25 protein-coding genes are annotated in these 25,391 nt (G+C 34.3%); 7 read left to right on the plus strand and 18 right to left on the minus strand.

Annotated elements, in window-relative coordinates; genetic code table 11:
* The first annotated feature begins 287 nt into the window (after nucleotides 1-287).
* Nucleotides 288-605 carry a thioredoxin family protein gene (locus JOD29_RS12510; protein ID WP_124765445.1) on the plus strand — a complete coding sequence of 106 codons (318 nt, stop codon included), beginning with the start codon at nucleotides 288-290 and terminating at the stop codon, nucleotides 603-605.
* An 81-nt stretch (nucleotides 606-686) separates the two neighbouring features.
* Here JOD29_RS12510 and JOD29_RS12515 read toward each other — a convergent pair whose 3' ends face one another.
* The 4 genes from JOD29_RS12515 to JOD29_RS12530 all read right to left on the minus strand — a co-directional run bounded on the left by JOD29_RS12515 (nucleotide 687) and on the right by JOD29_RS12530 (nucleotide 5,292).
* Complete coding sequence (locus tag JOD29_RS12515; protein WP_124765443.1) at nucleotides 687-1,583, minus strand: glycine betaine ABC transporter substrate-binding protein; 897 nt, start codon at nucleotides 1,581-1,583, stop codon at nucleotides 687-689.
* Between the two features lies 1 nt (nucleotide 1,584).
* On the minus strand, nucleotides 1,585-2,241 hold the full coding sequence (locus JOD29_RS12520) for an ABC transporter permease (protein WP_124765441.1): 657 nt from the start codon (nucleotides 2,239-2,241) through the stop codon (nucleotides 1,585-1,587).
* Nucleotides 2,234-3,385: a betaine/proline/choline family ABC transporter ATP-binding protein gene (locus JOD29_RS12525; protein ID WP_420844556.1), complete on the minus strand. Its 1,152-nt coding sequence runs from the start codon at nucleotides 3,383-3,385 to the stop codon at nucleotides 2,234-2,236. The genes JOD29_RS12520 and JOD29_RS12525 overlap by 8 nt, the downstream gene beginning before the upstream one ends.
* 644 nt (nucleotides 3,386-4,029) lie before the next feature.
* Nucleotides 4,030-5,292, minus strand: a complete 1,263-nt coding sequence (locus JOD29_RS12530) for a mechanosensitive ion channel family protein (protein WP_124765439.1) — start codon at nucleotides 5,290-5,292, stop codon at nucleotides 4,030-4,032.
* Nucleotides 5,293-5,510: 218 nt separating this feature from the next.
* Here JOD29_RS12530 and JOD29_RS12535 point away from each other — a divergent pair, with 218 nt between their 5' ends.
* Nucleotides 5,511-5,714: a tautomerase family protein gene (locus JOD29_RS12535; RefSeq protein WP_124765437.1), complete on the plus strand. Its 204-nt coding sequence runs from the start codon at nucleotides 5,511-5,513 to the stop codon at nucleotides 5,712-5,714.
* A 147-nt stretch (nucleotides 5,715-5,861) separates the two neighbouring features.
* On the opposite strand, the gene JOD29_RS12540 is transcribed toward JOD29_RS12535, so the two are convergent.
* The 5 genes from JOD29_RS12540 to JOD29_RS12560 form a co-directional block, all read right to left on the minus strand.
* Nucleotides 5,862-6,557 (minus strand): YjjG family noncanonical pyrimidine nucleotidase, encoded by a 696-nt coding sequence (locus tag JOD29_RS12540; RefSeq protein ID WP_124765435.1) that lies wholly within the window; start codon nucleotides 6,555-6,557, stop codon nucleotides 5,862-5,864.
* A gap of 32 nt (nucleotides 6,558-6,589) precedes the next feature.
* Entirely contained in the window at nucleotides 6,590-6,733 is a 144-nt protein-coding gene (locus tag JOD29_RS12545) for a hypothetical protein (RefSeq protein ID WP_205101678.1), read from the minus strand.
* 28 nt (nucleotides 6,734-6,761) lie between these two features.
* Nucleotides 6,762-7,949 carry a sensor domain-containing diguanylate cyclase gene (locus JOD29_RS12550; RefSeq protein WP_239585700.1) on the minus strand — a complete coding sequence of 396 codons (1,188 nt, stop codon included), beginning with the start codon at nucleotides 7,947-7,949 and terminating at the stop codon, nucleotides 6,762-6,764.
* A 196-nt stretch (nucleotides 7,950-8,145) separates the two neighbouring features.
* On the minus strand, nucleotides 8,146-8,508 hold the full coding sequence (locus JOD29_RS12555; RefSeq protein ID WP_158610573.1) for a PilZ domain-containing protein: 363 nt from the start codon (nucleotides 8,506-8,508) through the stop codon (nucleotides 8,146-8,148).
* A 211-nt stretch (nucleotides 8,509-8,719) separates the two neighbouring features.
* Nucleotides 8,720-9,166, minus strand: a complete 447-nt coding sequence (locus JOD29_RS12560) for a hypothetical protein (RefSeq protein WP_239585701.1) — start codon at nucleotides 9,164-9,166, stop codon at nucleotides 8,720-8,722.
* Nucleotides 9,167-9,266: 100 nt separating this feature from the next.
* Here JOD29_RS12560 and JOD29_RS12565 point away from each other — a divergent pair, with 100 nt between their 5' ends.
* Nucleotides 9,267-9,776, plus strand: a complete 510-nt coding sequence (locus JOD29_RS12565) for a C39 family peptidase (protein WP_124765431.1) — start codon at nucleotides 9,267-9,269, stop codon at nucleotides 9,774-9,776.
* A gap of 53 nt (nucleotides 9,777-9,829) precedes the next feature.
* Here the strand turns inward: JOD29_RS12565 and JOD29_RS12570 are convergent, their stop codons facing one another.
* Entirely contained in the window at nucleotides 9,830-10,609 is a 780-nt protein-coding gene (locus JOD29_RS12570) for a class I SAM-dependent methyltransferase (protein ID WP_124765429.1), read from the minus strand.
* Between the two features lie 205 nt (nucleotides 10,610-10,814).
* On the opposite strand from JOD29_RS12570, the gene JOD29_RS12575 reads away from it, so the two are divergent.
* Nucleotides 10,815-11,936, plus strand: coding sequence for an AbrB family transcriptional regulator (locus JOD29_RS12575; RefSeq protein WP_124765427.1), 1,122 nt, complete (start codon nucleotides 10,815-10,817; stop codon nucleotides 11,934-11,936).
* A 574-nt stretch (nucleotides 11,937-12,510) separates the two neighbouring features.
* Here the strand turns inward: JOD29_RS12575 and JOD29_RS12580 are convergent.
* The 4 genes from JOD29_RS12580 to JOD29_RS12595 all read right to left on the minus strand — a co-directional run bounded on the left by JOD29_RS12580 (nucleotide 12,511) and on the right by JOD29_RS12595 (nucleotide 17,046).
* The gene (locus tag JOD29_RS12580; protein ID WP_192894233.1) at nucleotides 12,511-13,398 is read right to left on the minus strand and encodes a 5'-3' exonuclease; all 888 of its coding nucleotides are present in this window, start codon (nucleotides 13,396-13,398) and stop codon (nucleotides 12,511-12,513) included.
* A 151-nt stretch (nucleotides 13,399-13,549) separates the two neighbouring features.
* Nucleotides 13,550-15,547 (minus strand): ABC1 kinase family protein, encoded by a 1,998-nt coding sequence (locus JOD29_RS12585; RefSeq protein ID WP_124765423.1) that lies wholly within the window; start codon nucleotides 15,545-15,547, stop codon nucleotides 13,550-13,552.
* Nucleotides 15,548-15,585: 38 nt separating this feature from the next.
* Nucleotides 15,586-16,020 carry an SACOL1771 family peroxiredoxin gene (locus JOD29_RS12590; protein WP_192894232.1) on the minus strand — a complete coding sequence of 145 codons (435 nt, stop codon included), beginning with the start codon at nucleotides 16,018-16,020 and terminating at the stop codon, nucleotides 15,586-15,588.
* A gap of 261 nt (nucleotides 16,021-16,281) precedes the next feature.
* Nucleotides 16,282-17,046: a metallophosphoesterase family protein gene (locus tag JOD29_RS12595; RefSeq protein ID WP_124765419.1), complete on the minus strand. Its 765-nt coding sequence runs from the start codon at nucleotides 17,044-17,046 to the stop codon at nucleotides 16,282-16,284.
* A gap of 802 nt (nucleotides 17,047-17,848) precedes the next feature.
* Between JOD29_RS12595 and JOD29_RS12600 the strand changes: the two genes are divergently transcribed.
* The 3 genes from JOD29_RS12600 to JOD29_RS12610 all read left to right on the plus strand — a co-directional run bounded on the left by JOD29_RS12600 (nucleotide 17,849) and on the right by JOD29_RS12610 (nucleotide 19,029).
* Nucleotides 17,849-18,022 (plus strand): Zn-dependent hydrolase, encoded by a 174-nt coding sequence (locus JOD29_RS12600; RefSeq protein ID WP_124765417.1) that lies wholly within the window; start codon nucleotides 17,849-17,851, stop codon nucleotides 18,020-18,022.
* Complete coding sequence (locus JOD29_RS12605) at nucleotides 18,009-18,584, plus strand: Fic/DOC family protein (protein ID WP_124765415.1); 576 nt, start codon at nucleotides 18,009-18,011, stop codon at nucleotides 18,582-18,584. Before JOD29_RS12600 ends, JOD29_RS12605 begins: the two co-directional genes overlap by 14 nt.
* Before the next feature lie 244 nt (nucleotides 18,585-18,828).
* A complete protein-coding gene (locus tag JOD29_RS12610; protein ID WP_124765413.1) occupies nucleotides 18,829-19,029 on the plus strand; it encodes a cold-shock protein in 201 nt (66 codons plus the stop codon).
* Between the two features lie 63 nt (nucleotides 19,030-19,092).
* On the opposite strand, the gene JOD29_RS12615 is transcribed toward JOD29_RS12610, so the two are convergent.
* From JOD29_RS12615 to JOD29_RS12630, 4 genes are all read right to left on the minus strand, one after another.
* Entirely contained in the window at nucleotides 19,093-20,670 is a 1,578-nt protein-coding gene (locus JOD29_RS12615; protein WP_124765411.1) for a putative bifunctional diguanylate cyclase/phosphodiesterase, read from the minus strand.
* Nucleotides 20,671-20,818: 148 nt separating this feature from the next.
* Nucleotides 20,819-21,694, minus strand: a complete 876-nt coding sequence (locus JOD29_RS12620) for a helix-turn-helix domain-containing protein (RefSeq protein WP_124765409.1) — start codon at nucleotides 21,692-21,694, stop codon at nucleotides 20,819-20,821.
* A 924-nt stretch (nucleotides 21,695-22,618) separates the two neighbouring features.
* Nucleotides 22,619-23,743, minus strand: coding sequence for a M20 metallopeptidase family protein (locus tag JOD29_RS12625; RefSeq protein WP_124765407.1), 1,125 nt, complete (start codon nucleotides 23,741-23,743; stop codon nucleotides 22,619-22,621).
* A 340-nt stretch (nucleotides 23,744-24,083) separates the two neighbouring features.
* Nucleotides 24,084-25,391: a helix-turn-helix domain-containing protein gene (locus JOD29_RS12630; RefSeq protein WP_124765405.1), complete on the minus strand. Its 1,308-nt coding sequence runs from the start codon at nucleotides 25,389-25,391 to the stop codon at nucleotides 24,084-24,086.

A 25,391-nucleotide genomic window follows, 5' to 3' on the forward strand; every position in this document is an offset into this window, starting at 1 on the left:
CTCTACAATTCTATATGTAGAAAATTTTCTAGTTAAACTCGTTGTAATTTCAAAAATGCAACTTTTCTGTTCTTAGTGTAGTTTATTTTCTTAATTTTGGCAATGCTTTTATTTTAATTTTCTGTTAATTCATTGTATTAAAATACCTTTTATAAGATGCCTAATAAATTCACTTTCTTTTATAGTCTTCAAAATGTATACATCTAGATCCTTTAGTAGTTTTAAGCAAATTTCTTTTCGCCATGCCTTTTAATGTGTAAACTAGCATGTAAGGAGTGTGAATATTCATGAAAGAAATTACATCTATTGAACAATTTAATGAAATTATTGGTTCTGAACAACCAGTAGTAGTAAAATTTTATGCAGGTTGGTGCCCAGATTGCACACGTATGAACATGTTCATCGATCCAATTATTGAAGAGTACAGCCAATTCGAATGGTATGAAATTAACCGTGATGAATTCCCTGAACTAGCTGAAAAATATCAAGTGATGGGTATTCCTAGTTTACTAATCTACAAAAATGGCGAAAAACAAGCACACTTACACAGTGCCAATGCAAAAACACCAGAAGATGTAAAAGAATATTTATCGGCTAATGTATAATTGAAAACGAAGAGGCTATCTTTTAAGAATTCATATTCTCAAAAGATAGCCTTTTTTTAATATCACTAAGGTGTGCCTAGTTTATTTCTTATCAATTAAACCCGACTCAATCAGAAATTCTTGTGCAACACGTTCGACCATCATGCCTTCGTTGTCGACTTTTCCATTCATGATTTGCATTGTTTCTTCATTGATCATACCTTCAAGAAGACCTAGCACTTCTTCTAGTTCAGGATATTCATGAAGTGTTTCTTTCCGGACAAGGGGAAGCGCATGGTATGGCGGGAAATAAGATTTATCGTCCTCTAACACACGTAAATCGTATATTTGAAGCTGTCCATCTGTTGTATATGAGTTAATCACGTCCACTTCACCCGCGTTAATGGAGCGATACATCATACCGTGGTCCATGCCTTTAACGTCTTTAAAATTAATGTTATATTCTTTTTGGAAGCCGGGCAACCCATCTGGTCTATCGATGAATTCAAATACTGCACCTAATCTGAAGTCCTGTGAATACTCGGCGAAGTCACTAAATGTTACAACTCCTAGTTCTTCTGCTTTCGCTTCATCCAATGCAAGTGTATACGTGTTGTTAAAACCAAAAGGGTTCAATGCGACTATATCATCGGTTTCAACAAGACGTTTTGTTGCCTCCAATGTTTCCTCTGCTGTTCCTGGCTCTTCATGGTAATAAGTAACGACAATGGTTCCTGTATAATCAGGAATTACATCGATATGTCCATTTGTCATTGCGTTCCAGACAACGTTTGAACCACCAAGATTTTCTTTATAAAGAACTTCAATCCCCAATCGATCTTCAATTAGTTGTCCCATGATATTTGACAAGATAATACTTTCCGTATTATTTCTTGATCCGAGTCGGAGCGAATCCTTTTCGATGAAAATGCAGCCTGATAGCGTACTTATAATGAGAAACATCAGCATTACTAGTGGAAGTTTTTTTCTAAGCCTCATTTTATTTTCTCAATCCTTTCGGTGTTGTCCAACGTTCAACAGCACTAAAGAAAGTTTCGATGACGATCGCAAGAAGGGTAGCCGGGATTGCTCCTAGTAAAATTAACCCGTCGATTCCACGTGTAATGCCTAGGAAAATAAAGTCTCCAAGCCCACCTGCTCCAATAAATGCTGCGAGAGTAGCATTTCCGACATTAATAACTGCAGCTGTACGGATACCGGCCATAATAACTGGAATTGCAAGAGGGAGTTCCACTTTAAATAAAATTTGCATATTCGTCATACCTAATCCTCTTGCTGCTTCAATAGTTGCCTGGTCAACATCTTTAATCCCGGTATAGGTGTTTCGCATAATCGGAAGTAATGAGTAAAGAAATAATGCCGCAATGGCAGTGTATACACCAATTCCAAAAATCGGGATCATAAAACCGAGCAACGCTAAACTTGGTATTGTCTGAAGGACACCTGTTCCGCCAAGTACAATGGTCTTGAGCCAAGGTACACGTGTTACTACAATTCCAAGAGTAACTGCTAATACAGTTGCGATAATCATTGAGAAGAATACGAGTTGAATATGTACAAATGTTGCTTCAAGTACTTCTCCCCAACGTAACTGTGTTTGCTCAACTAGTTGTTGCCATATATTCATATTATTCATCTTGATCTTCCTCCTCCGTTTCTATCCACTGACTAGATAAGGCAGAAAGTAAGGAGCCCCGTGTGACAAGTCCTACAAGCTTATGGTCTTTGTCAACAATCGGAATCATTCCAAAAGGAGCAACATCAATGAGAACAATAGCATCTTTCGCTGTTGCAGTATCAAGTAAATATGGCTCAGCAGGTACCATGATTTCATCAATCGTTTTGACGGTACCTATTTTTTTGAGTAGATCATAAGCAGATACAATACCTAGCAATCTACCATCAGTGTCTTGGATAATAAGATTCGTGATTTTCCGTTGGCGAATAAGTGAGATCGCCCTTTCTGGAGATTTCTGAGGAGAAGAAGTAACAATGGTTTCTGTCATAATTTCAGTGACTGGCATCAGATCAGGATTCTGGGTAATGCGGTGTTTACCAATAAACTCCTCTACGAATCCGTGAGTTGGTTCATGTAGTAATTTTTCTGGGGTGTCTAATTGAAGTATGTCTCCATCCTTCATAATTGCGATACGGTCACCCATTTTTAATGCTTCGTCGATGTCATGGGTTACAAAAACAATTGTCTTTTTAAGTTTTTTGTGTAAACTGATCAGCTCTACCTGCAGTTGTTCCCGAGTTAGCGGGTCTAACGCACTGAACGGTTCATCCATTAAAATGATATCTGGATTTGAAGCAAGTGCCCTTGCAATACCGACACGTTGTTGCTGTCCTCCAGAAAGTTCTTTGGGATAACGAGTTGCATGAATTTCGGGATCCAGTCCGACTAATTCGAGCAGCTCTTTAACTCGAGATTTAATGTCTTTCTCAGCCCAACCTTTGAGCTGGGGAACAATCGCAATATTTTTTTCGATTGTGTAATGGGGGAAAAGTCCAATTTGCTGAATTACATAACCGATATTCCTTCGAAGTTCTGCAACATTATAAGTGGTGATATCTTTGCCATTGATCGTAATTCGACCACTTGAATGAGGGTTAATTCGGTTAATCATCTTCATAGTTGTTGACTTCCCCGAACCACTCGGCCCAATCAGTACAAGTAATTCCCCTTTCTGGATTTCAAAATTAAGAGACTTAACAGCTTGAAATCCACCTTCGTACACCTTTGATACATTTTCAAATTTAATCATAAGTACCTCCAATTTTTTAACCTAATTCAAACATTGCATTTGTCGAAACTTTTTTGACTATTTTTTAAAAATTCCGACATTAAATTAGAAATTAAATCCTCTTTTAAATGGGTGGATAAACCTAAGAATTATCGCTCCTCTTAATAGAGTAATATATTTATACTGTAACATTAAATTTTAGCAGGGTTCAAATTAGGTATTTAGACACATTCCTGATTATGTTTATAAATATGTGCTTTTTAAAGTCTTTGAAAAATAGGTGAAATATATTTAACAAATTGTTCTTCGCATAGCTAGATAGGTATATAATAGCGACTGTTATTAAATTAATAAAACACTTAAAATAAAGTTATTCTATTTATCAAATTATCGTGATAAAAATAGATTAATACAGTTCTTAATAACCAATTAATCGGCATATAAGTTAATTCCTTTTACACACAAAAAAGGTTGTGTTTTACATTTATTAAGTTAACTTGAAGTTAATGTAAGAAGGGAAAATCTCCAATTTTGTTTAGTATAAAGTTAGGGCGAGAAATGGAAGGCATTTATTTAAACTTTAAACTGCATTCTTCATATTTTTATCAGTTTTAAAAGGTGCTATCCTTAGGTCATTTAGATTTCTTGGATAGCACCTTTAATTTTACAATCACATTTTAATGAGAATCGGGTTCAGTATTATTTAATGGGGATGGAGTAAATACTTTAAAATCATTTCCAGTTGGATTTTGGAATAGTCGAAGGCCGAACTCTGGTGCTACTGCAAAGAGATGGTCGAAAATGTCAGATTGAATAGATTCATATACTGCCCAATTCACATCATTTGAAAAAGCATATATCTCAATTGGTAATCCATGTTCAGTCGGAGCCAATTGTCTTACCATCGTCGTCATCTCTTTATGGATTCCCGGGTGATTTTTTATATATTGACTAATATAAGCCCGAAAAACGCCAATATTTGTAAGAGCTCTACCATTAACAGAATTGCTTATATTGATACGATTTTTGATATTAAATTCTGCAATTTCATGTTGTCTTGTTTCAATATAATTCGTTAGATAGTGGATGTTCCGAAATTTCTCAATCATCTCCATCGAACAAAAGGAAATACTTGTTGTATCAATAAATATTGAGCGCTTTATCCGCCTACCACCAGTTACTTGCATACCCCTCCAGTTTTTAAATGAGTCGGAAATTAAAGCATAACTTGGAATGGTTGTAATGGTTTTATCGAAGTTTTGTACTTTTACTGTGTTTAGTGAAAGATCAATAACATCCCCATCAGCTCCGTATTTCGGCATTTCAATCCAGTCCCCTACTCGTACCATATCGTTCGACGTTAACTGAATTCCTGCAACAAGGCCTAGTAAAGAATCTCTAAATACTAGCAGTAATACAGCAGAAAGTGCACCTAGACCACTTAAAATAATGAGTGGACTTTCACCGATTAAGTTCGCAATGACCAAAATAATCCCTAGAACAAAAACGACGATTTTAACGACTTGAATATATCCTTTAATAGGTTTCACTTTTGACACTTCAAAGTTTTGATATATGTCATTAACAGCGTTCAATAGTGTGTTTAGTACGCTTAATGCGACAAGAATTATATATGTAATTGCCCCTTTTTCAATGAGAGATTGATAGGTTGGAAAAGATTGTGCAAAATAATAAATAATAATCGCTGGAACGAAGTGAGATAACTTATGGAAAACTTTCTTTTCTAATAGAATGTTATCCCACTGAAACTTATTATTGTTCACAATATGTGTAATTAAACGAATCACTATTTTTTTCGTTATAAAATTTGCAATGACACAAATAAGCACGATAAAAGTAATCAAAAGTACTACTGAAAGATACTTAGAAAATGTTGGATCTACTCCATAATTGATTAGTTGTTTATTAATAAATTTCATTTACCTTCCTCCTACCTACTATGTTAACAAAGATGTTTCGAAGATGAAATTATGTGAAACAGCTAATAACTATGGAATCATTTTATAGGTCATCGATACAAATAACTCACTATGGAACCCCAGTTATCTTACTTCTTTAATTGTTTATATATTAATTTGTGTGAATTACCATTTTTATGAATTATAATTAGATTAATCATTTAAAGGGGGATGTAAAAATGCCATACGTAAATATTAAAATTACCAACGAAAATGTTACTCCAGAAAAGAAAGCTGAACTAATTGCAGGAGCTACACAATTATTAGTAGATGTATTAGGTAAAAACCCTAACACTACTGTTGTTGTGATCGACGAGGTAGATACAGATAACTGGGGTATCGGCGGAGAAACGATAACGGTTCGTCGTAAAGAAGGAAAATAGGATTTTATAATTAAGAGGCTGTCCATTTAGATTTTGGACAGCCCTTCTTAGTTTTCAGCGTTAGTAGGATTTTAAGTTGATAACTTTTCTTTTTTTGATGTAGAAGCTAAAAAAGAGACCCAAGTGTGTTTCATCTCAATCCTTAAATCACAATTCCACATCAAGGATTTGGTACAACTCATTCAAATGTTTAATTTCATATGTTGGAATAATATTAGTATCATTGGTCTTTTCACTGACATTAATCCAACAAGTGTCCATTCCAACATTGTATCCACCTGTAATATCTGCTGTTAGAGAATCGCCGATGATGATGGATTTTTCTTTTTCGAAATTCTCTATCTGTTTAAATGCAAAATCGAAAAACTCTTTTGTAGGTTTTTGAAAACCTGCGTCTTCGGATACAAACACATCTTTAAAAAATGGCGCAAGTCCGGAGTCTTTCAGCCGTTGGAATTGCGTAGTTGAATCACCGTTTGTCACTATATATAATTCAAAGTTCTTATGTAACGTACTGATTAATTCCATTGCGCCTTCCATTAAATGATGCCCTTCTTTTAAGAAGGTGCGATATTTTGCTTCTAATAATGCGCCATCTACATCAATTCCGTATTCTTTAAAAAAGTTTGAAAAACGAGTATTCAAGAGTTCTTCTCGGTCAATTTCTCCTCTTTCAAATGACTTCCATAATCCTTCGTTTATTTTTTTATAATGGGCTTTTATTTCAAGAGTTAGGGTCATTTTTTGATCATCGAAAAGTTGTCGTAATGCAGCGTCTTCCGTTGCCCCAAAATCTAGTAGTGTGTCATCTAAATCGAATAGTAATGTTTTATATTTTTTCAACAGGTATTCCCCCATTACTTCATATACTTCACTCAATATTTTACTTTTACCACTAAAATAATAAAAGCAAAAGAATGCCTATTTAACTTTTCGTTCGCGAAAACACCACGTCCTGCTACTTGCGTTACACGTCGCAAATTGTGATGTGTACGATGATCACCATTAATATGTTTCACTGTAGAAATAGTTCTTACTCTTTTTTGATTATATAAAAGGGATATGTAATACTTCCATCCACTTTTTGAAAATACTTTTGTCTTTTACTTCCATGTCATTTAGTTCATTAGTGTATAACTTATAATTGTTCTTTCCGTTACTTTTTGCATAATACATAGCTTTATCCGCCGCTTTAATCAGTGCGTCTTTGTCTTCTCCATCATCAGGGAACATACTAATCCCTATACTTAAAGAGATGCTTGCATTATTTTCATTAATTTCATAAGGTTGCGCAACATACTCAATAATCCGTTCAGCAATTTGTTCAATTTCATCTTTCCCTGTTTCTTCAAACATTACAATAAATTCATCCCCACCAATTCGTGAAATGAGGTCTTCTTCTCTTATACAGCAATTTATTCTTGATACCACTTCCTTTAATAAGTGATCACCAGCATCGTGCCCTAGGGTATCATTGACTTTCTTAAAATCATCAAGGTCAATAAACATAAGTGTAAAATTATGATGATGACGTTTTGAACGAGACAGTGCCTTTTGGACTTGTCTATCTAACATTTTCCGATTTGGTATATCTGTTAAATCATCAAAAAAAGCCAGTCTTTTCAATTCAAACTCTAATTCTTTTTGTTTAGTTATGTCCTCAAACTGACCATTGATTTTCAAAACTGAACCCTCTTTATTATTAAAAGGTATCGCTTTAAAGAAAACCCATCTTTCTCCTTGTTCAGGATGTAGAATTCGAAGTTCTTCTTCCACACCCTTCCCAATCATTAGTTTTCTTTGAGCTTCTTCAAATTTATAAACATCCTCTTTACGAATTAAGTGTTTTAATAAATCTTTATCCAAATTGAAATCCTTTTGTTTATAGCCAAATAAATTCTCAACACCTTTAGAAAACTTATATTGATTTTGATCGTAGGTATACGTAAAAAATGTTGCTACATCAAACGTATTAAAAAATTGCTCATATTCCTCAAATTTTTGGGTTATTTTAGTTTTTTCATTTATTAATTTTTCATTTTGTAATTTCATTTGCTCATAATTACTAATTGCTTTATCATGCTCTTTACTAAAATACCAAGTAAGGACTAATACTAATATACAAAAAAGAAGATTTAGTATATTTACAAATTTTGTTCGTAAATAGAAATCCATTAGATTTGCAATGGATATTACTGCTATAGTAATTGTTATGATTTTCCCTATTTTAGTCATGGATTCTCCTATATTTATATTTTTACTCTAAATGAAATCTCAATATCACCAATATGTTGTGTTCTGATATTGAATGCTACCGATACTTTCGACACCTAATTCTTTACTAATGTGATTCAAAAAGATGTTTTATCAGAAGCAAAATCATTCACATTTCTCTTATTATTAATTGAATGTTTGCTTCAGGTAAAAAGCTTTAGTTTTTACTCTTAGAATATACTTTAAGTTCTTCAATAATCATATTTTTCATAGACGCATCAACTAGTAAATGAATGCCGTATTCTACTAAACTTCCCATTTCCTTTGCCCAAATAATTTCCCCATCAACTGTTAAGTCGACCTCATTTATCTTAAAGGTAACAGATAGGACAATCTTTGCATCCTCATCAGGAATAAGAAGATTCGTTCTAATTCGTAACCCTTCAGGACTAATATCAATGATTTCGGCCATTCCAGGAGAAGAATTAACTTCTCTGTAATTTATTTGAGTAATTGTAAATTCAGCTGGAATAGGAAAACCAAATATATAACGAAATGCTTCTTCTCTTTTAAAGATCATTTGCACACTCTCTCCCTTTACATCCATAATACTCTGAGTAGTTATTATGACTTTTAGATTATTAAATTGATATAGCTAGTGATTCCTATTTCTATAGCAGGAAGCCTTTCCTATATTCAATTCGTCTTAAAGTTAAGATTGATACCATACATTCTTGTAATTTCCACCGCACCTTTTCGTAATTTGTTATAAAAAATCAGACATAACCCACCTATGACTTGGAGGCGTTTATCTTTCTTCTCCACTGATAAACAAAAGATATAATAATGATTACGAATACACCGTACATGATTGACCGATACGGAATTCTGGATTTAATAGGTGCTTCATGTCTGAACTCTGCCTTTTTAAACTGGTGGTTACCATCTTCTATAGCTATTGCTTCTTTTTTGGAGGTCCCTTTAATTTCATAATATTTTGTCCCGATTTCGTAAAAATTCGAAGCATCGCCATAGTAGTCTCCTGTTTGATCATCTGGTTTTGATTTTACTTCTCCAATTTGTTCATCAACCTCTGATACCGATACTACCTCATCAGTCACTTCATAGACATTCCCATTATAGACTACAAATGCATACGCCCAAGATAAAGCTGAAGCAGTCGTCGTTAACAGTAAAATCATTCCCATTGTTAAGATCATTTGTTTCATTTGTTGCATTCCTTTAATCTCCCTATAATAAAAGTTATATATAATTAGACTTAATCTTTCGTGATTTGTTACAGAGCACTTTTAACTGATATAAGGGGGTTCGAGATATATGCTAATTAATTTTAAAGGGATGTCACAATATAGTGAGGAAGTTAAGCCGGAATATCAAAATTCAGCATGTGGCCCTACGACAGTACACGTTATTCTAAATTATCTTTTTGAGGATCCCACTGTTTCGAAAGACGTGAATATATTATACGAAATGCTCGGGGGAACAAAAATTGGATTATTTAAATGGAGGCTCATTAAAAATTTACAAAGATATCTAGGTCCTAAATGGAATGTGGCTAGCTGTACGCTTTATGAGGCTCTTCAACAACTTGATGAAGGTAGACCGGTTGCAATGAAATTTGATTGTTACTTTACGTTTCAATGGATGGCAAAACCGGAATTTAAATATCACTGGGTACCACTAATCGGCTATGAAATTAAAAACGATGAGCTCTATTTAATACTTCATGATAATGGTGGACGGACTAAAAATAATAAAATTCGTGTCGTACGATATGCCAACAATCATAATGTGTTAAGCTTTGTAAAAATAGAGCCAAGGCGGTAATTTTGGTACACTTTAATACGCAAATAGCACACAATAAAAACGCACTAAACAACTTAGTGCGTTTCCCCTTTTGACGCCACTAAAAGCATCGATTGCCCTTGAAAAGATTGTACTTGATCATTTAACAGTTCAATAGAAAAATGCTGTTGAAGGTTTTTGGATGCAGCATTCATAAAAGCATTTAATTCCTCTTTGTCTTGTTGCGGCACGTCCATCATTTCACACCAAACATCAAAGTTAAATGTCTTTTTAAAAGTCGAGAAAGTTTGAATCGTAAATCCTTCTTTTTCTAAGTACGTAATCCATTCAGATTTTTTGTAAGCTCGAACATGACTTGGGTCTCTCTTCTTTTCTACAAAGTTATAGAAATGATCATACTCATCCAATTCTGGCGCGACATTATCTACCAGAATGAAAAGGCCATTGTCTTTCAATACTCTAAAAGCTTCTTTAATAAATTGATTTACATTTGGAAAGTGATGGGGTGCAATTCGACAAGTAACCGTACCAAACGTTTGATTAGGAAACGGTAAATTTAGTGCATCTCCTTGTATAAACGATACATTCGTATGGCCATTGGATGTGATGAATTTTTTAGCTGATTCCAACATTTCAGGTGTTAAATCTAAAGCTACAACGTTTGTAAAAAGAGGTGCCAGAGCGTTGGCCACATGACCTCCACCTGTTGCGATATCAAGTAAATCCCCGTTTTGATTTTCTCTTGCAATTTCCACAACCATTGCCAAATCATTGCCTTTAGCATGGATTTTACTCGTTACATATTTCTCTGCATTTTTACCGAATTGATGTAATACACTTTCTTTCTCACTCATCTTAGCTTCACCTCTGGTTAGTTTTTAAGACGTAATTAAAGAACCTTATACATACACATTCGCCATATTTATATTTCTAATAATAAATATTTATATGGGTGATAAAAATAATCGATTAAACTTTGAACTCTAATTTATAGTTCTTTTAACTAGATTATACTATAATTCAAGAATAGAAGAATATTACAAAAAAGAAGGTTTTGCGATGGAAAAATTGCGTTTACTAACAAATCATCAAGCAATACAATTCTTAGGTACACTTGTAATCGCACTCATCGGCGGATGGATTTTTAACCTTATTGGCTCCCCTATCCCATGGTTATTGGGTTCCATGACGGCTCTGTTAATTACATCACGTTTTCGTTCAGTTCGATTTTTAACTTGGCCAAGTTGGATAAGAGATATGGGATTAATCATCGTTGGTTATTCAATTGGTTTATCCTTTACACAAGACTCTCTTATACAAATGATCGTTAACCTACCATCTATGCTTTTGTTAACTTTGACGATTATTATCATCGCAGCAAGTATGGCCTTCGTTGTTTCTAGGCTATCAGGGGTGGATTACCCTACTGTATTAACTGGGAGTATTCCTGGTGGACTATCACAAATGATTACTTTTGCTGAAGAGATGAAAACGATTGAAATAACGACCGTCACCTTCTTTCAGGTTACAAGAATGATCATGATTGTCTTTTTTGTCCCACTTCTCATTTTCTCTCCTTTTTTCTCGATGGGAGAACAAGTCACTTCAGATACACTTCTAAAGGATTTAACAGTTATTGATTTTTCAGCTCCATTGCTCGTTCTTTTTTTGATTTTATCTTTTATTTTTGCGAAGATCGGTCAAAAGATAAAATTGCCCACTTCTTATTTAGTAGGTCCTATTATAGGAACGGCAATCCTCAACATATCAGGTTTTGGAGGACCCGCAGTGCCTTCTTCATTATTAGATCTTTCCCAATTAATGATTGGGGGATATATCGGTTTATTATTAAAACCAGAAAAATTGCAGAACAAAGCCAAACTTATTACTTTAGCTCTTCTTAACGGATTTGTATTGGTTGGCGGTACCTTTATTTTAAGCTTCATTTTTGTACACTTTAATCCATTTTCAACTGAGACAGCCTTCTTAAGTTTGGCCCCCGGTGGATTGGAACAAATGGTCATTGTTGCACATGAAGTTCATGCAGACCTATCAACAGTAACGGGTTATCAGCTATTCCGAATGTTTTTCATCTGTTTTGCCGTACCACCTATACTGAAATGGATTTTGCTACACAATGTTAGAAGAAAACAAAATCGCATTTTAGAAAAAAAAGCTTAATGAGTAGGGCTAATTAGACGTTCACCAAGTACGAAACCAACGTAAAGTAAAAGAGCTGAGGTAATAGTACTCTTTAAAAGTGCAAAATTAGTAGATTGATATGAAAACGGGGTAAGAAATCATATTGAATTTCTAACCCCGTTTTTTTGTTTAATGAGCAATGGGTTATGACTATTATGACAAATTAGATCTTGCGGTTATATGTCTCTATTTGATAATGATAAATGGTGTGAATGGTTCTGTTTGATTATTCTGTCCACTGAAATAAGCGGAGAAAGTTCCCTTATATTTGAAAATCCCTTTATTTTCCCTAAAATAAAGGAATATATTACCGTTATCTCGTCTAAATCTCTAGATTTCACCTTTTTTCCAGCAGTTAGCGGAAATTTATTCTCTTATATCGGCATTTTAAGGGCCCTCTATATACATTAACGGAACAAATTTCCCTTAAATCGAAAGCCTACACAATATCCATTAACCTGAATTTCTCCCCTGTTCATTTTATAAATACGAACAAATAAAAAGGCATGGTTCAATACCATGCCTTTAGTATGTTATTTAATCTCTTTTTATTTTAAACTAGCGAATACAATGATTTCGCATGCTTAGCAATCAATGTAAGTCCTTTTTGCTGTAACGTATCAATTGTTTGGGTCGAATAATCATTGATCAGTAATTCATCTAATTGCGCTTGAATTGGAACATCTCTAGATATTTTGGCTAATTGGTGAGAAAGTTTTAACATTTCAACATGTTCATTAATTTTCGTTCGTTGAGCTGGCTTTAAAGCGTCTATATTGCTTAGTACACCGTCAATTGAACCGAAGTTTTGAATCAGTTGTAATGCCGTCTTAGGACCAATCCCCTTCACTCCAGGGTATCCATCACTTGAGTCCCCCATAAATGCTTTTACATCAGCAAATTGGTATGGTTCAATTTCATATTCTTCCTTAAAACGCGACTCAGTATAGACGTCGTATTCTGTATAACCTTTTTTTGTAAAGGCAATTTTTGTATTAGGGTTTAGTAATTGCAGTAAATCTTTATCGCCACTGATAATGGTGATTTCCGCATCCTCTTTCCACTTTTCAACCATTGATCCAATTGTATCGTCTGCTTCCATTCCGACTTCACCAAAGTTTTGCCATCCAATCAATTCAGATACTTCTTTCGCCATATCAAATTGTGGATGCATTTCTTCTGGTGGTGCAGGACGATTTGCTTTATATCCATCAAACAATTCATTTCGGAAAGTTTGCGCACCCATATCCCAGCAAACAGCTAAATGCGTAGGCTTCATGAGGGATTGTGCTGTTAGAACGTGACGGGCAAAGCCTTGAACTCCATTTGTTGGCGTTCCGTCTTCTAATCGAATATAATGGCCCATTGCTGCGGATGCAAAAAATGAACGAAACAGAAGTGCCATACCATCTACTATTAAAAGATGTGGTTTACTTGTCATCATCTACATCCTCTCTTCTTCTAGTCCTACTATTATATCAAACAATCAAAGATTTTTTAGAATAACTTTTTGCTAGCTCTTCCAATTAATTAGATTAGCATTTTAAATTTCCTCATAAAAAATACCATCCCTTCACAAAAAGGATGGCATTTTACTTAAACTTTTTTATATCACGAATTGCTTGAATGGCTAATCGTACAAGTAAGATGGCGCATAAGAATAGTCCTAAGTATGCAGCAGTGTTTAAAAAAATGGCATACACTGTTTCAATCCTTTGTGCAATGTCTAATAAATTCACTGAAATAATCCCAAAGGTAATCCCAACTGCTAACAGGATGAATTTTGAAAAAAGCTGTAGAACAAAGCTTGAATTGCTTTTATCGGAAAAGATATCATGATGCAAGATCACTTTTCCATCTTCCACTTTTTTTACAAGTTGGTCGATTCGTCTTGGAATTTTTCTTAAGTTAGGTAAAAGCATCGCCATTTCTTCTTCAAGACGGCGCCTTGCCTCCATTGGATCTCTAAACGGTTCAAGAATCGAATTTCTCATATAGTCACGTGAAAATGCCTTTGACTCTTCAAAAATATTGAAACGAGGGTCAATGATTCTAAGTGTCCCGTCCAATGTTACAATGACACGTAATGCAATACTTACTGACGGATAAAATTGAAGATCATATTCTCGAATCACATTAAAAATCGAATACACTAATTCATCTGTTTGGATTTGATTCACATAAACGATTTTTTGTAGGATCTGACTAATCGAATTTTCAATTTCATCTCGCTTTACATGATCCATATTTTTTACTAATAATGCAACCCCTTCATATAAAATGGAGGCATCATTGTGCTGGATCCCGATAAAAAACAATCTTAATCCTTCTTGATGTAGATTAGATAATCGACAAACGGATCCGAAGTCCAGGATCGATAACTCATCCCTCGTAGGATCGTAATAAATATTTCCTGGGTGAGGATCTGCATGGAAAATCCCAGCCACTAGCGCTTGCTCTAAGTAGGAGGCTAAGAGTGATTCAGCAATCTGATGTCTTTCCTCCATGCTTTTCGTGATTAGTACATCACCATGTGCAATACTTTGTCCTCTCATATAATCCAGGATGAGAAGGTTTTCATTACTGTACTTTTCATATACATTTGGAATTTCAACTTTTAACTTACTATTTTTTAGCACATTACGGATTTGAATAGTATTACGTGCTTCTATCTTGAAATCAGTTTCTTCCCGCAATGATGACGCAAACCCTTCAGCTAACGTACGAAAACCTAAGCTTTCCGCTAATTGTGAACGGTCTGAAATCCAATTGGCAAATTCCAATAAAATACTTAAGTCTTCTTTCATAATTTCTTTTACTTGGGGACGCAATAATTTAACAACTACTTCCTCATTCGTCTCCCTTAAAATCGCTTTATGGACTTGTCCTATAGAAGCTGCAGCCATTGGTTTCATTTCAAATGACGTAAATACTTCATCCACATCTCCGGGTAAATTTTGCGCTAAAACTTCTCTTACTTCTTTTTCCGTCATTTCTGGAACATTTTGTTGCAACTTTTCAAGCTCTTCAATAATTGTACGGGAAAATAATTCTTTTCTTGTTGATAAAACCTGACCGAATTTGATAAAGATGCCACCACATTTTTCTAATGTTACTCGTAGCGCTATAGCAAACTCTCTCTCGTTTTCACGGTTTCTAGCATATTTAACTGTTCGTGTAATCCCATTGGTTACAGCTATTTTCACTACTGCACGTAACCGCTTTTGATAACGCCAATAGCCGACATACTTCTTAAAAACTGTCTTTCTACCAGCACGGCCCGTCTTTTCATCAAGGGCAATCGGATCGAATAACTCAAAAAACAAATAAATTAACATTGAAATTAGCATCATACTACCAATCCAGAGTAAGGTCGAAACACTAATTACATTTTCTATAATATTTTCTGGAGCAATATCTCTGTTTCTTAAATATGAATACCAAAATACGAATGTTGTAAATGAGACACTTAAGATGACCGATAAAATTCGTTTAAATATATTTACGTTTGAACCGATTAATCTTCCACTAATAAAATAAATTAGTGCGGCTATAATCAATAAATAAATGATTTGTTGAATTATTCCCATTCACTTTACCCCATTCAATGTTAGTAAACGTGTTTAATTTATATTATTGTGCAATTAATAATAATTTCTACATTACCTTTTAAAGCTTTACTAATCATACATGTTTCTTCAGCTTTTACAGCTAGCCTCTTTGTTATTCTTTCTGCTCTTTCGGACTTGTCTAGAAGCGATATTTCGATATTGTGTATTATTTTTTTATATGTAAGAACTGCTTTCGAAACTTGTACAATGCCTTCTGAATGAAGAGACAATGTTGCTTTGACGTTCGAGTATTCTAACATCGTTGCAAGGGATATTAAATAACAGGTAGAAGCCGCGCTAAGCAGCAATTCGTCCGGATTTGTCCCAATTCCTGGTCCATCCATACTTGAGGGAATTGAAACTTTCGTCGTTAAATTTCCAGATTGAATTTCCCCTATATCATTTCGTCCACCAGTCCAGTTTGCGTTAAATGTAAATTTATGTTCTGCGATATTTTCCATTTTATACCTCGCTTAATATTTAATTTAACTATACCATTTGTCATGAGACAGGTTGAATTGAAAAGACCACACTCTCACCTGCTAAAAATAAATAAAAAGGATTCGCTATTCCGAATCCCTCTTGCCTTATACTAAATTAATTTCATTACGAATTTAGTTTATAAAACGCCTTGTAAACGCTTGCAGAAAACTATTTCATGCATTTCGCTGGCATATTCTAAATTAGCACAACTACTCACATAATGTGGTTATTTAAAGCTGTATGATATAAGAATAGACCTCTTCATTCAAACTTGTTGAAAACACAGTTACGTCATCTGACCCTTTCGTAAATACAACTCCATGCAGGCGTCCATTTTCATAAATTGCGCCTCCACCATCAATCCCGATTTTTTTCTTACATGGAGATAACCAAACTTTACTAGTTCGATCTTCGTTTAAAAAAATGGTTGGGGTGTGACCAAATACAACCGTTTCCTTTGATTTATGTGGGGTTGACGTGAATTCATCACGAATCCAAAGAAAATCCTCTTTTTTTGTATCCTTGAAATTTTCAACCGTTGCATCAATACCCGCATGAACAAATACAAACGGATTCCAGTAATAATAATGTCCTAATCCTTTCATAAAGCTAACGATTTTAGGATGTTGTTCTTTAATTTTATCAACCATTTCTTTCGATGTGTAGGAAGTGCTTTCAATCGTAGAATCGAATGAGAGGAGACTTTGAACTGTCGCAGCTCCACCTACCTTTAAGTTAAAATAGAACTCTGAAATTTGGTCTGGCTTCTCTAACCAATTCAAAAAAATTTGCTCATGATTTCCAATTAGCGTAACCGCATCATATTCTTCCGAAAGCTCCATGACCTTTTGGATTACTCTTAAGCTATCTGGGCCTCTGTCAATATAATCTCCAAGAAAGACCAATTGTTCTTCATCACTATTCCAACACTGTAGGATTTTTTCTAACAATTCATAACTACCATGAATATCACCGATTGCAAATACTTTTTCCATAACGCACACCCCATTTACGAACTTCTAAGAAAAGCGAAGAACGCCCGTTTAGCTCCGCGCCGGCAAAAACATCGACGTCATGTCACATTGCCGTCATGACTCAGCACGCGCCTGCCTCAACAACTGGCCGGCAAAAGCGCCACGTCCTGTGGCATTGTCGGCACTAGTACATCCTGTACGTCGGAAGAAATGACAAAAGGTCGCTTTTTGCGCCTGTTGTTTCACTTTCGGCGCAAAAAATTATGTTGTTTCAATGAAACTACATAATTTTTGGCCTTGAAGGCGGTTCTGAAGTTGTCCTCGGAGCTGGCATTCGTAGCTAGACACTGTTCAAACACCTAAAAATTCACTCGTTCTCATCTTTAAAAGCTCTTTCAAATTATATGTATTAGTTAAACTTGTTATATGAACAAATTTTATGTTGGTTAAACATAGCAAAGTATTAATTAGTACTTTTGCATAATTTCCTTCCTTAAAGGTTCATTTACTTCTATTTATGTTTATTTTTACTTTCCACCATCATATTCCTTTTATGAGGGGTTTATCAATATCTTTATTATAATACAATAAATTTTCCAGTTCGAGGAAATTAAAAATGTATACAAACTATTGGTAGGTACAGTAATGACTTTATTCCTTATCTGTCACTTATTTTACGGCTCAACATATAATAATATGTTGGGTATAAAAATGTTTTACATTTTGCTAATCCTGTCTAACCAAAATGATGATCACCCGTTTTTGTTCAATTTCTTAAACAAAATGTATAATGACATTAACGAAAAGCGGAGAGGAGAATATAATGAAACAACTAAAACAAAATTCAACTGAAATGAACACTGTTCTTAAGAATTTGGAACTAGAGAATTTGACTTTATCTCCTTCGCTTCAACAAAAGGCTATTGACATTGTCAACTCAGGAAAAAAAATAACACCATCCATCATTAAGGGTGCATTAAATCATGAAAAATTATAATGAGTTTAATAACGACCTTTATCTTTTGCAGTGTAATAAGTTGGGGTTAACAAATAACCGTGATTTAGAAGAGGCAGAGGCATTTGTATTTTTTATTCGTGCGATACAAGTTGAACAAGGGTCTTATCTACTTTCTTCCTTCACACTAGAAGATTTTAAAAATTTACATGAACACCTTTTTCAAGATATCTATCCTTTCGCTGGACAATTCCGTAATGTACAACTAGTAAAAGGAAACACAAGATTTTGTCAGCATCAATTTATCGAAACGAATGCCCAGGTTCTTTTTGACGAGTTGCAAAATGAAGAAGATTGGAAAAGTTTAGACGAAGCCTCAGAAAGACTAGCCTATTTTAAAACAGAACTGAATATGCTTCATCCATTCCGCGAAGGAAATGGACGTACTATTCGGATCTTTATCCAAAAATATGCACTGATGAAAAATATAAAGTGGGATATCACCTTAATTGATCGTGATCTTTATTTAGAGGCCATGATTCACTCTAAAACCAATCCTCAGTTACTAAAAGAGCTATTTTTATCGACGATTGAGTTTAATTAAACATTGATCCGAAGCACTATTTAAGCAAGCTTCGGGTTTATTTTTTAAAGAATTGATATAAATATTGGACAAACAACAATTTATGGTATATAGTTAGGGAAATAATTAAATTACTTTATTATCTAATGAATTCACATATTACAAAGAGTAATCGTGTTCGTTCGGTACTTTTCGTAATATGTGAATTTCTTATATTAATGAGATTTAATTATTTATTAATTTATTTTTTTGGAGGTCTTTTTAAATGACACAAGGTACAGTAAAATGGTTTAACTCAGAAAAAGGTTTTGGATTCATCGAAGTTGAAGGTGGAAACGATGTATTCGTACACTTCTCAGCAATCCAAGGTGACGGTTTCAAATCACTTGACGAAGGTCAAAAAGTTGAATTCTCAGTAGAAGAAGGCAACCGTGGACCACAAGCTACTAACGTAGTAAAACTTTAATCCATGATAATAAAAGGAAGAGCTAAATTAGCTCTTCCTTTTTTTCTTTTAGTTAATTTTTTATTAATTAAATACTTCTTTTATTAAACCATAGTAGTTGGCATGCGTTCTAAACTGTAAATTTTTTCGTTCCTCACGAAGACGTTTTAAGTTCTTCGCAATATTACAAAATGGAATCGGTTTACTGATTAAATATCCTTGAATTGTATCACATTCACTATTCAGTAAATATTCTAATTGCTCCATCGTTTCTACCCCTTCTGCCACCACTTTTAAATTTAAGTGTTTTGACATAGAGATAATCAAATCAACAATTGGTTCGCTATTTGTTTGTTCGATGTTTCGTACGAATTCGCGATCAATCTTTAAACAATCGATTGGCAAGTCTTTTAAATAAGACAATGACGAATACCCTTTTCCAAAGTCATCCATCGCAATTGTAACTCCTGTTTCTTTCAACTGATTTAAGATTGGCATCATATAAGATGTATCCATTGTCATACTTTCCGTAATCTCTAATTGCAAATATTCAGGAGGTAATTCAGTTTCTTTTAGAATATCACGTACAACTTGAACAAAGTTTTCATGGAAAAGCTGTCTAATTGATAAATTCACTGCTACTCGAACTGGCTGCCCAATTAATTCTTGCAACTCTTTCGTTTGTCGGCAGGCTGTTTCAAGCACCCATTTTCCGATTGGAACAATTAACCCTGATTCTTCTGCAATAGGGATAAAGTCAAGGGGTGTAATCCAGCCCTTTTCAGGATGTTTCCATCGAACTAAAGCTTCCATCGAAATCATTTCATTTGTTTTTAATTCAAGTTGTGGTTGATAGTGTAAAACTAACTGGTTATCTTGAATCGCCGTATATAAATCATTTTCTAACGTAATTTTTTCTGCTCGTTCTTGTGACATGGATGGTCTGTAATAAGCAAAATGCTCAGGAATTTTTCTTGCCTCATCCATGGCAAACTGTGCAAAGTGAATTAAATCTTCTGCTGACCCGGCGTCTTCTGGGTAAAATGCAATCCCAATATTAATATTTACATTAATTGAAAAGTGTTGGATTAAAAATGGGGACTTCATCAAGTCTTGAAGCTCCCTACACAGCTTTTCAATACGGGAATGATCATTTTGGTTTTCCAGTAAAAGTAGAAATTGATCTTCACGTAATTTACCAATGAGATAATCGTTTGGTAGGTTCTTCTGTAACCTGTCCGCAACCATTTGTAGCATGCGGTCAGTATAAAAAGATCCAAGTGACGATTTAATGGTAGATAAACGCTCTATTTCTAAAACTAAAACCGCTTTTTCAGATGTATTACTAGTTAAGTTATCTTTTATCTTTTTTAATAAGTATCGCTCATTCGGAAGCTTCGTAATTTCATCATAGTACGTCATATGATGTTTTTCTTTTTCCGAATCTTGTAGTTTCTTAATCACATTTTCATGTAGGGACTTAAATCGAGCGGCTAGCCAAATTTGAGCTATAATCACAAGTGAAAAAATGATGCTATAGATTCCTTGTAAATTGTCCACAAATAAAGTCCAACAAGTTAGAGTAATTAAAACAGTACTGATAATACCATGAATCAAATTGTCCCCAAACAAGTCAAAATAACCATCTTTAGTACCCATCATTATTCCTCACCTCTTACTTCAATATTACTAATAATCACAAACGCAATTTAGGTATATAGAAATGATGAAATATCTTAGTTTGTTATTTTAATTTAAACTTAAATTTGAGGAACAAATCTTTTTTGTACACTATTTTATACTGTCAATTTTAAACATTAGAGGGGACAATTTTATTTAGTAGCTTATCTAGGTCAGATTTGTACTTTTTATGTATGTTTTCATGCCCTAATACTTGGAAAATAGTAAATGCCTTATTACATTTTTCCATTCCCTCTGAAATTGAATTATCAATGATATCGATCGTTCCCTCATAAAATAAAATTAGGGTTTGTTCAAAGAAGTCGGTACTAGAAGCATAGTATCGCTTTGTTGTATCTAATATCATTTTTGTATATTGGTATTCATGATGGTTGATACTTAAATCTAGAAGATTGAAAAGTAAAAAGCTCAAAATATTTTTATCTGAATTCAATTCTTTATATTTATCCGCTCGATATAACACATTTTTTGTCATTAAAAAAGCAGTTGAAGGATTAAATAGGAATAAGAAGTTATTAAATAATGCTAATTCGTAATAGCACCATTCATCAATACTCAACAAGTAATCAGATATTTCATCAATATAATCTTTTTCGATTTTATTAAGATCTAATTTATTCTCCATACAATGACATAGAATGTATAGATGTCTAAATAAAATATCTCCTGTTTGTTCATGCTTCTCTTTTATTTCATCCTTAAATTGAATAATCTCATCGATTTTGTCTGCATAATACATTTTGATTACTCTATTAAATTCATTCATTTTTAAAGAAATCTGATAATCATTTTTCATAAAGAAAAATTCATTATAGGTTACATTACAATATTCAAGTATTTCTGTGAGACGATCAGAAGAAATACTATTCTTCCCTGACTCTATACGAGCTATATATGGACGCGTCATACCAATGGCGTCAGCAAGTGCTTGTTGAGTAATACTTTTATTTTTACGAATCAACTTAATAACTTGACCTATTTCCATATGTGCAACCCCTTATCAAAAATAGAATGTATAATTTTGTTTACATTTTCACTTAACTCTATTATTCTCTGGTACAATTCAGTTAAATAATATAGGAAGGATGGATTATATTTATGAAAAAATATACTAATCTTATGAAATACTTTTTATTTGCAGCTGCAGCTGGTCTTATAACAACAGTACCACCAGTAGTACAACCTGATCATTGGTTCATCGGATTCTAATAATTTTAGTAGTTTAAATAGTACCTTTCTATCAACCAGTAAATAGTAAGTAGTTCAAATCCTCCTAATGTTTGGGGGATTATTTTTTGCCCCTAATTTTACAAGTATATTAAACTAATATTACAATAACATATATTTTTAAAACCACGCTATGTTTTACTAAACATTGCGTGGTTTCTTATTACTTATGGAGAAGATGTGGGGAATCTTACCTACATATTTAAGAATGTGGTTAGCTTGTGTACTTCCATTTCCTTGATGAAGACTAGTTCCTTCGTCGATGATCACGTTTAGGTCTTCAATACTGGATGAAGGCCTTCTTATAGGGTAGCTAATCTCGGTTTGATCTTCATTACTTTGATGAAGACCTTTTCTCTTGGAATCTATTCTAGTTTTGGTCTTCATCACCTCGATGAAGACCTTTTCTCTTGGAATTTAATCTAGTTTTGGTCTTCATCACCTCGATGAAGACCTTTTCTCTTGGAATCTATTCTAGTTTTGGTCTTCATCACCTCGATGAAGACCTTTTCTCTTGGAATCTATTCTAGTTTTGGTCTTCATCACGTTGATGAAGACCTTCATATATGGTTGCTAATCTCAGTTGGGTCTTCATAACTTTGATGAAGACTTTCTTAGATGGAATCCAATCTAGTTTTGGTCTTCATCACCACAACTAAGCACCTTTCCACCCCACTTCGCATTAATTTCCGGTTAATTGTACTAACCCTTTATATAATTCAACGCCCGTTTCGATTAGTTCATCACGGAAGTCAAAAGCTGTGTTATGGATATGTGGATAGTCTTCTCCGTTCCCAATAAAGAAAAATGCACCTTTTGTTAACTTTGTATAATGTCCAAAGTCCTCTGAGGGACGAGCTGCTTCTTTCAATTCAACTAATTCCATTCCCTTCTCTTTTGCTACAAGACGAATTTTATCTGCATTTTCTTTATGATTGGCCGTCTCCGGGAATTCATCATTGTACTCGAAACTAACCTTTAAACCGAATTCTTCTGCTTGCTCTTTCGCAAGGTTTTCAAGGTTTTCTTGTAGGCGTTCCATTTCTTCTTCATAAAGAGCTCGTATGGTCATACGAAGATCTCCTTTCGATGCTGCGAGTCCAAAAGCTTTTTCCCCCACATCAATTTGTACGACAGTGCATAGAATTAGGCCTTTATGTGTTTCTGGAGCAATGAACCCAGGTATCGCACCAAGAATATTACCGATTGCAAAGGAAGGATTATTTCCTGTTTCTGGTTGACTAGCATGGGCAGGGGCTCCTTCAAAATGTATCGTCATCCCTTTAGATGCGCACATGATTGTTCCATCTATGATCCCTATCGACTTATAAGGCTGACCACTCATATTATGGTAACCATAAATTTCATCAATTTGATGTTCTTTAATAAGCTCCGTGCATTGAACCGCCCCATCTCCTGTTTCTTCAGCAGGTTGGAAGAGGAAAAAGATATTTTGGTCTGCACCTTCTTGATCGACCTCAAGGGCAAACCCAGCTAGAGTTGCTGAATGGCCATCATGACCACATTTGTGTGCTTTTCCCGGAATTTTTGAAGCCCATGGCAACTCGATTACTTCATCCAATGGTAGTGCGTCAAAATCCGCACGGAATGCAATGTTAGGCTTATCCGCACCCGCTCGATAAATCGCGTAAAACCAATTGCCTTTATCGACAAGTTCTAGAGTTGTGTTTGCTTTCAAAAAATCCATTAAATATTGTTTAGTCCAAACCTCTTCGTTAGAAAGCTCAGGATGCTGATGTAATTCACGACGTAGTTTCTTTGCCAATTCATAATTTTGAACTTTCATTTTATGTTCTCCTTTTAAATAATTTTTCTCATTTATAATTACTGAAAAGAAACTTTTTAATATCTTTTCTATATGTAATTTTCTTCATCTATAAGCCAAAATAGGTCTATTAATAGAATGACAAAAATTATAAACTATTAAAACGAATCGTACTAGTCTAAATTTTCCATATTTTTTACTTTTTTCGACATACATCAACAAAAATAAAAAGCACTTTGAACCACTTTGGTATCAAATGCTTCTTATTCTTTCCAATTTAATTGCGATTTACCTATAATAAATCCTAATCAAAAATTCAGGTAAAAAATACAAATAGAAATATAACAATCTCCCACTACGTCTACTTAAGCTCGATTTGATAGACTTTTCTAGGTCTTCCTCTTGGGTGTATTGTTTCCTCAGCTACTACTTGCGCAAGCCCGTTTCCTTCTAACTCTGTTAAGATGCGACGAGCACTTCTTGGCATAATTTTCATTTGCTGAGCAAGCTCGTGAGCATTGATTTCTTTTTTCCCTAACTTTCTTAAAATCGATTCCAACTTACTTAATGTAGTGACACTCAGTGCCGTCTTTTCACTAATTGACTGCAGATGTTCTGAAGAAAAATCATACGTAATTTGCTCAGGCTGTCCTAATGGGCCACTGATTGTTTTATCATCAAAGACAACCATCATTGACCCATTCCCGTGTTCTTTAGCATGTAACAAGGCAGTGCCTGAGTTGATTTCTGCTTCATAAACAGTTTGTCCTATTCCAATTCCAGAGGTCACCGCATCATTGGCAGTTAACTCTCTCTTCCCAGGATCCGGAACTTGAGTAAACCCTTTTGTCGCCTCCTGTAAAATCCCGCGAGTCGTAAATATGACATAACGTCCAGGTCCAGCATATTTTAAAGATCCATTTATTTCTTTAGCATACTCTAACAATTTTTCAGTCATTTTGATTTCTACTCTATGTATTTCATCGGTCGAAAAAGAATCCTTCGTTAAGCTAAGAAACGAATCAAATTCAATCATCTGGACGGCAATTTGAGAATCCTTAAAGTGGATTGTTTCTTGTGTTTGACGAATAAGCGATAATGTCGAAATAATAGCAGATTGAGAAGGTAAAACTCGAAAAGCGGGTACGCCTAAATTTAGCAATTCGTGTTGAGCGTTTTTTAAGCAAGTAACAGCTGCCTTCGTTTGTCCCTTTTTCCAAAGCTCATAATGATATCGTACCACCTCATCTGTATGGATTTCACCCTCATAGCAATTTACATACAATGGTTCAAGAGAAACTTCTAACTCTACTGCAACTTGTCTTAATTCATCAGGTCGAAAAGTATCATAACTTATTTGATTAAAAGGGATTTGTTGATGATAGCTAATTTGCAATAAAGTCTTATAAAGGCTAGACCCAGAATAAGGAACATAAAACATAGATTTTGTGATCCCAGACCCCCTTTTTGCGAACTTATAAGGAATTGGTCCAGAAAATAACCACATATCTACTTTTTCTTCATGGGCTAACAGTTTCTCTATGATTTCATCGTCCTGCCAATAAGAAACGGGAACAATAGTAAATTCAGGGAAATTTACGATGACCGATTTCATGATTTCTATCGAATCCTCTGCACCAAATAGACCTAAGCGAATTTTGTTCAACAT

Source organism: Lysinibacillus composti (assembly GCF_016908465.1).
Classification (GTDB): domain Bacteria; phylum Bacillota; class Bacilli; order Bacillales_A; family Planococcaceae; genus Ureibacillus; species Ureibacillus composti_A.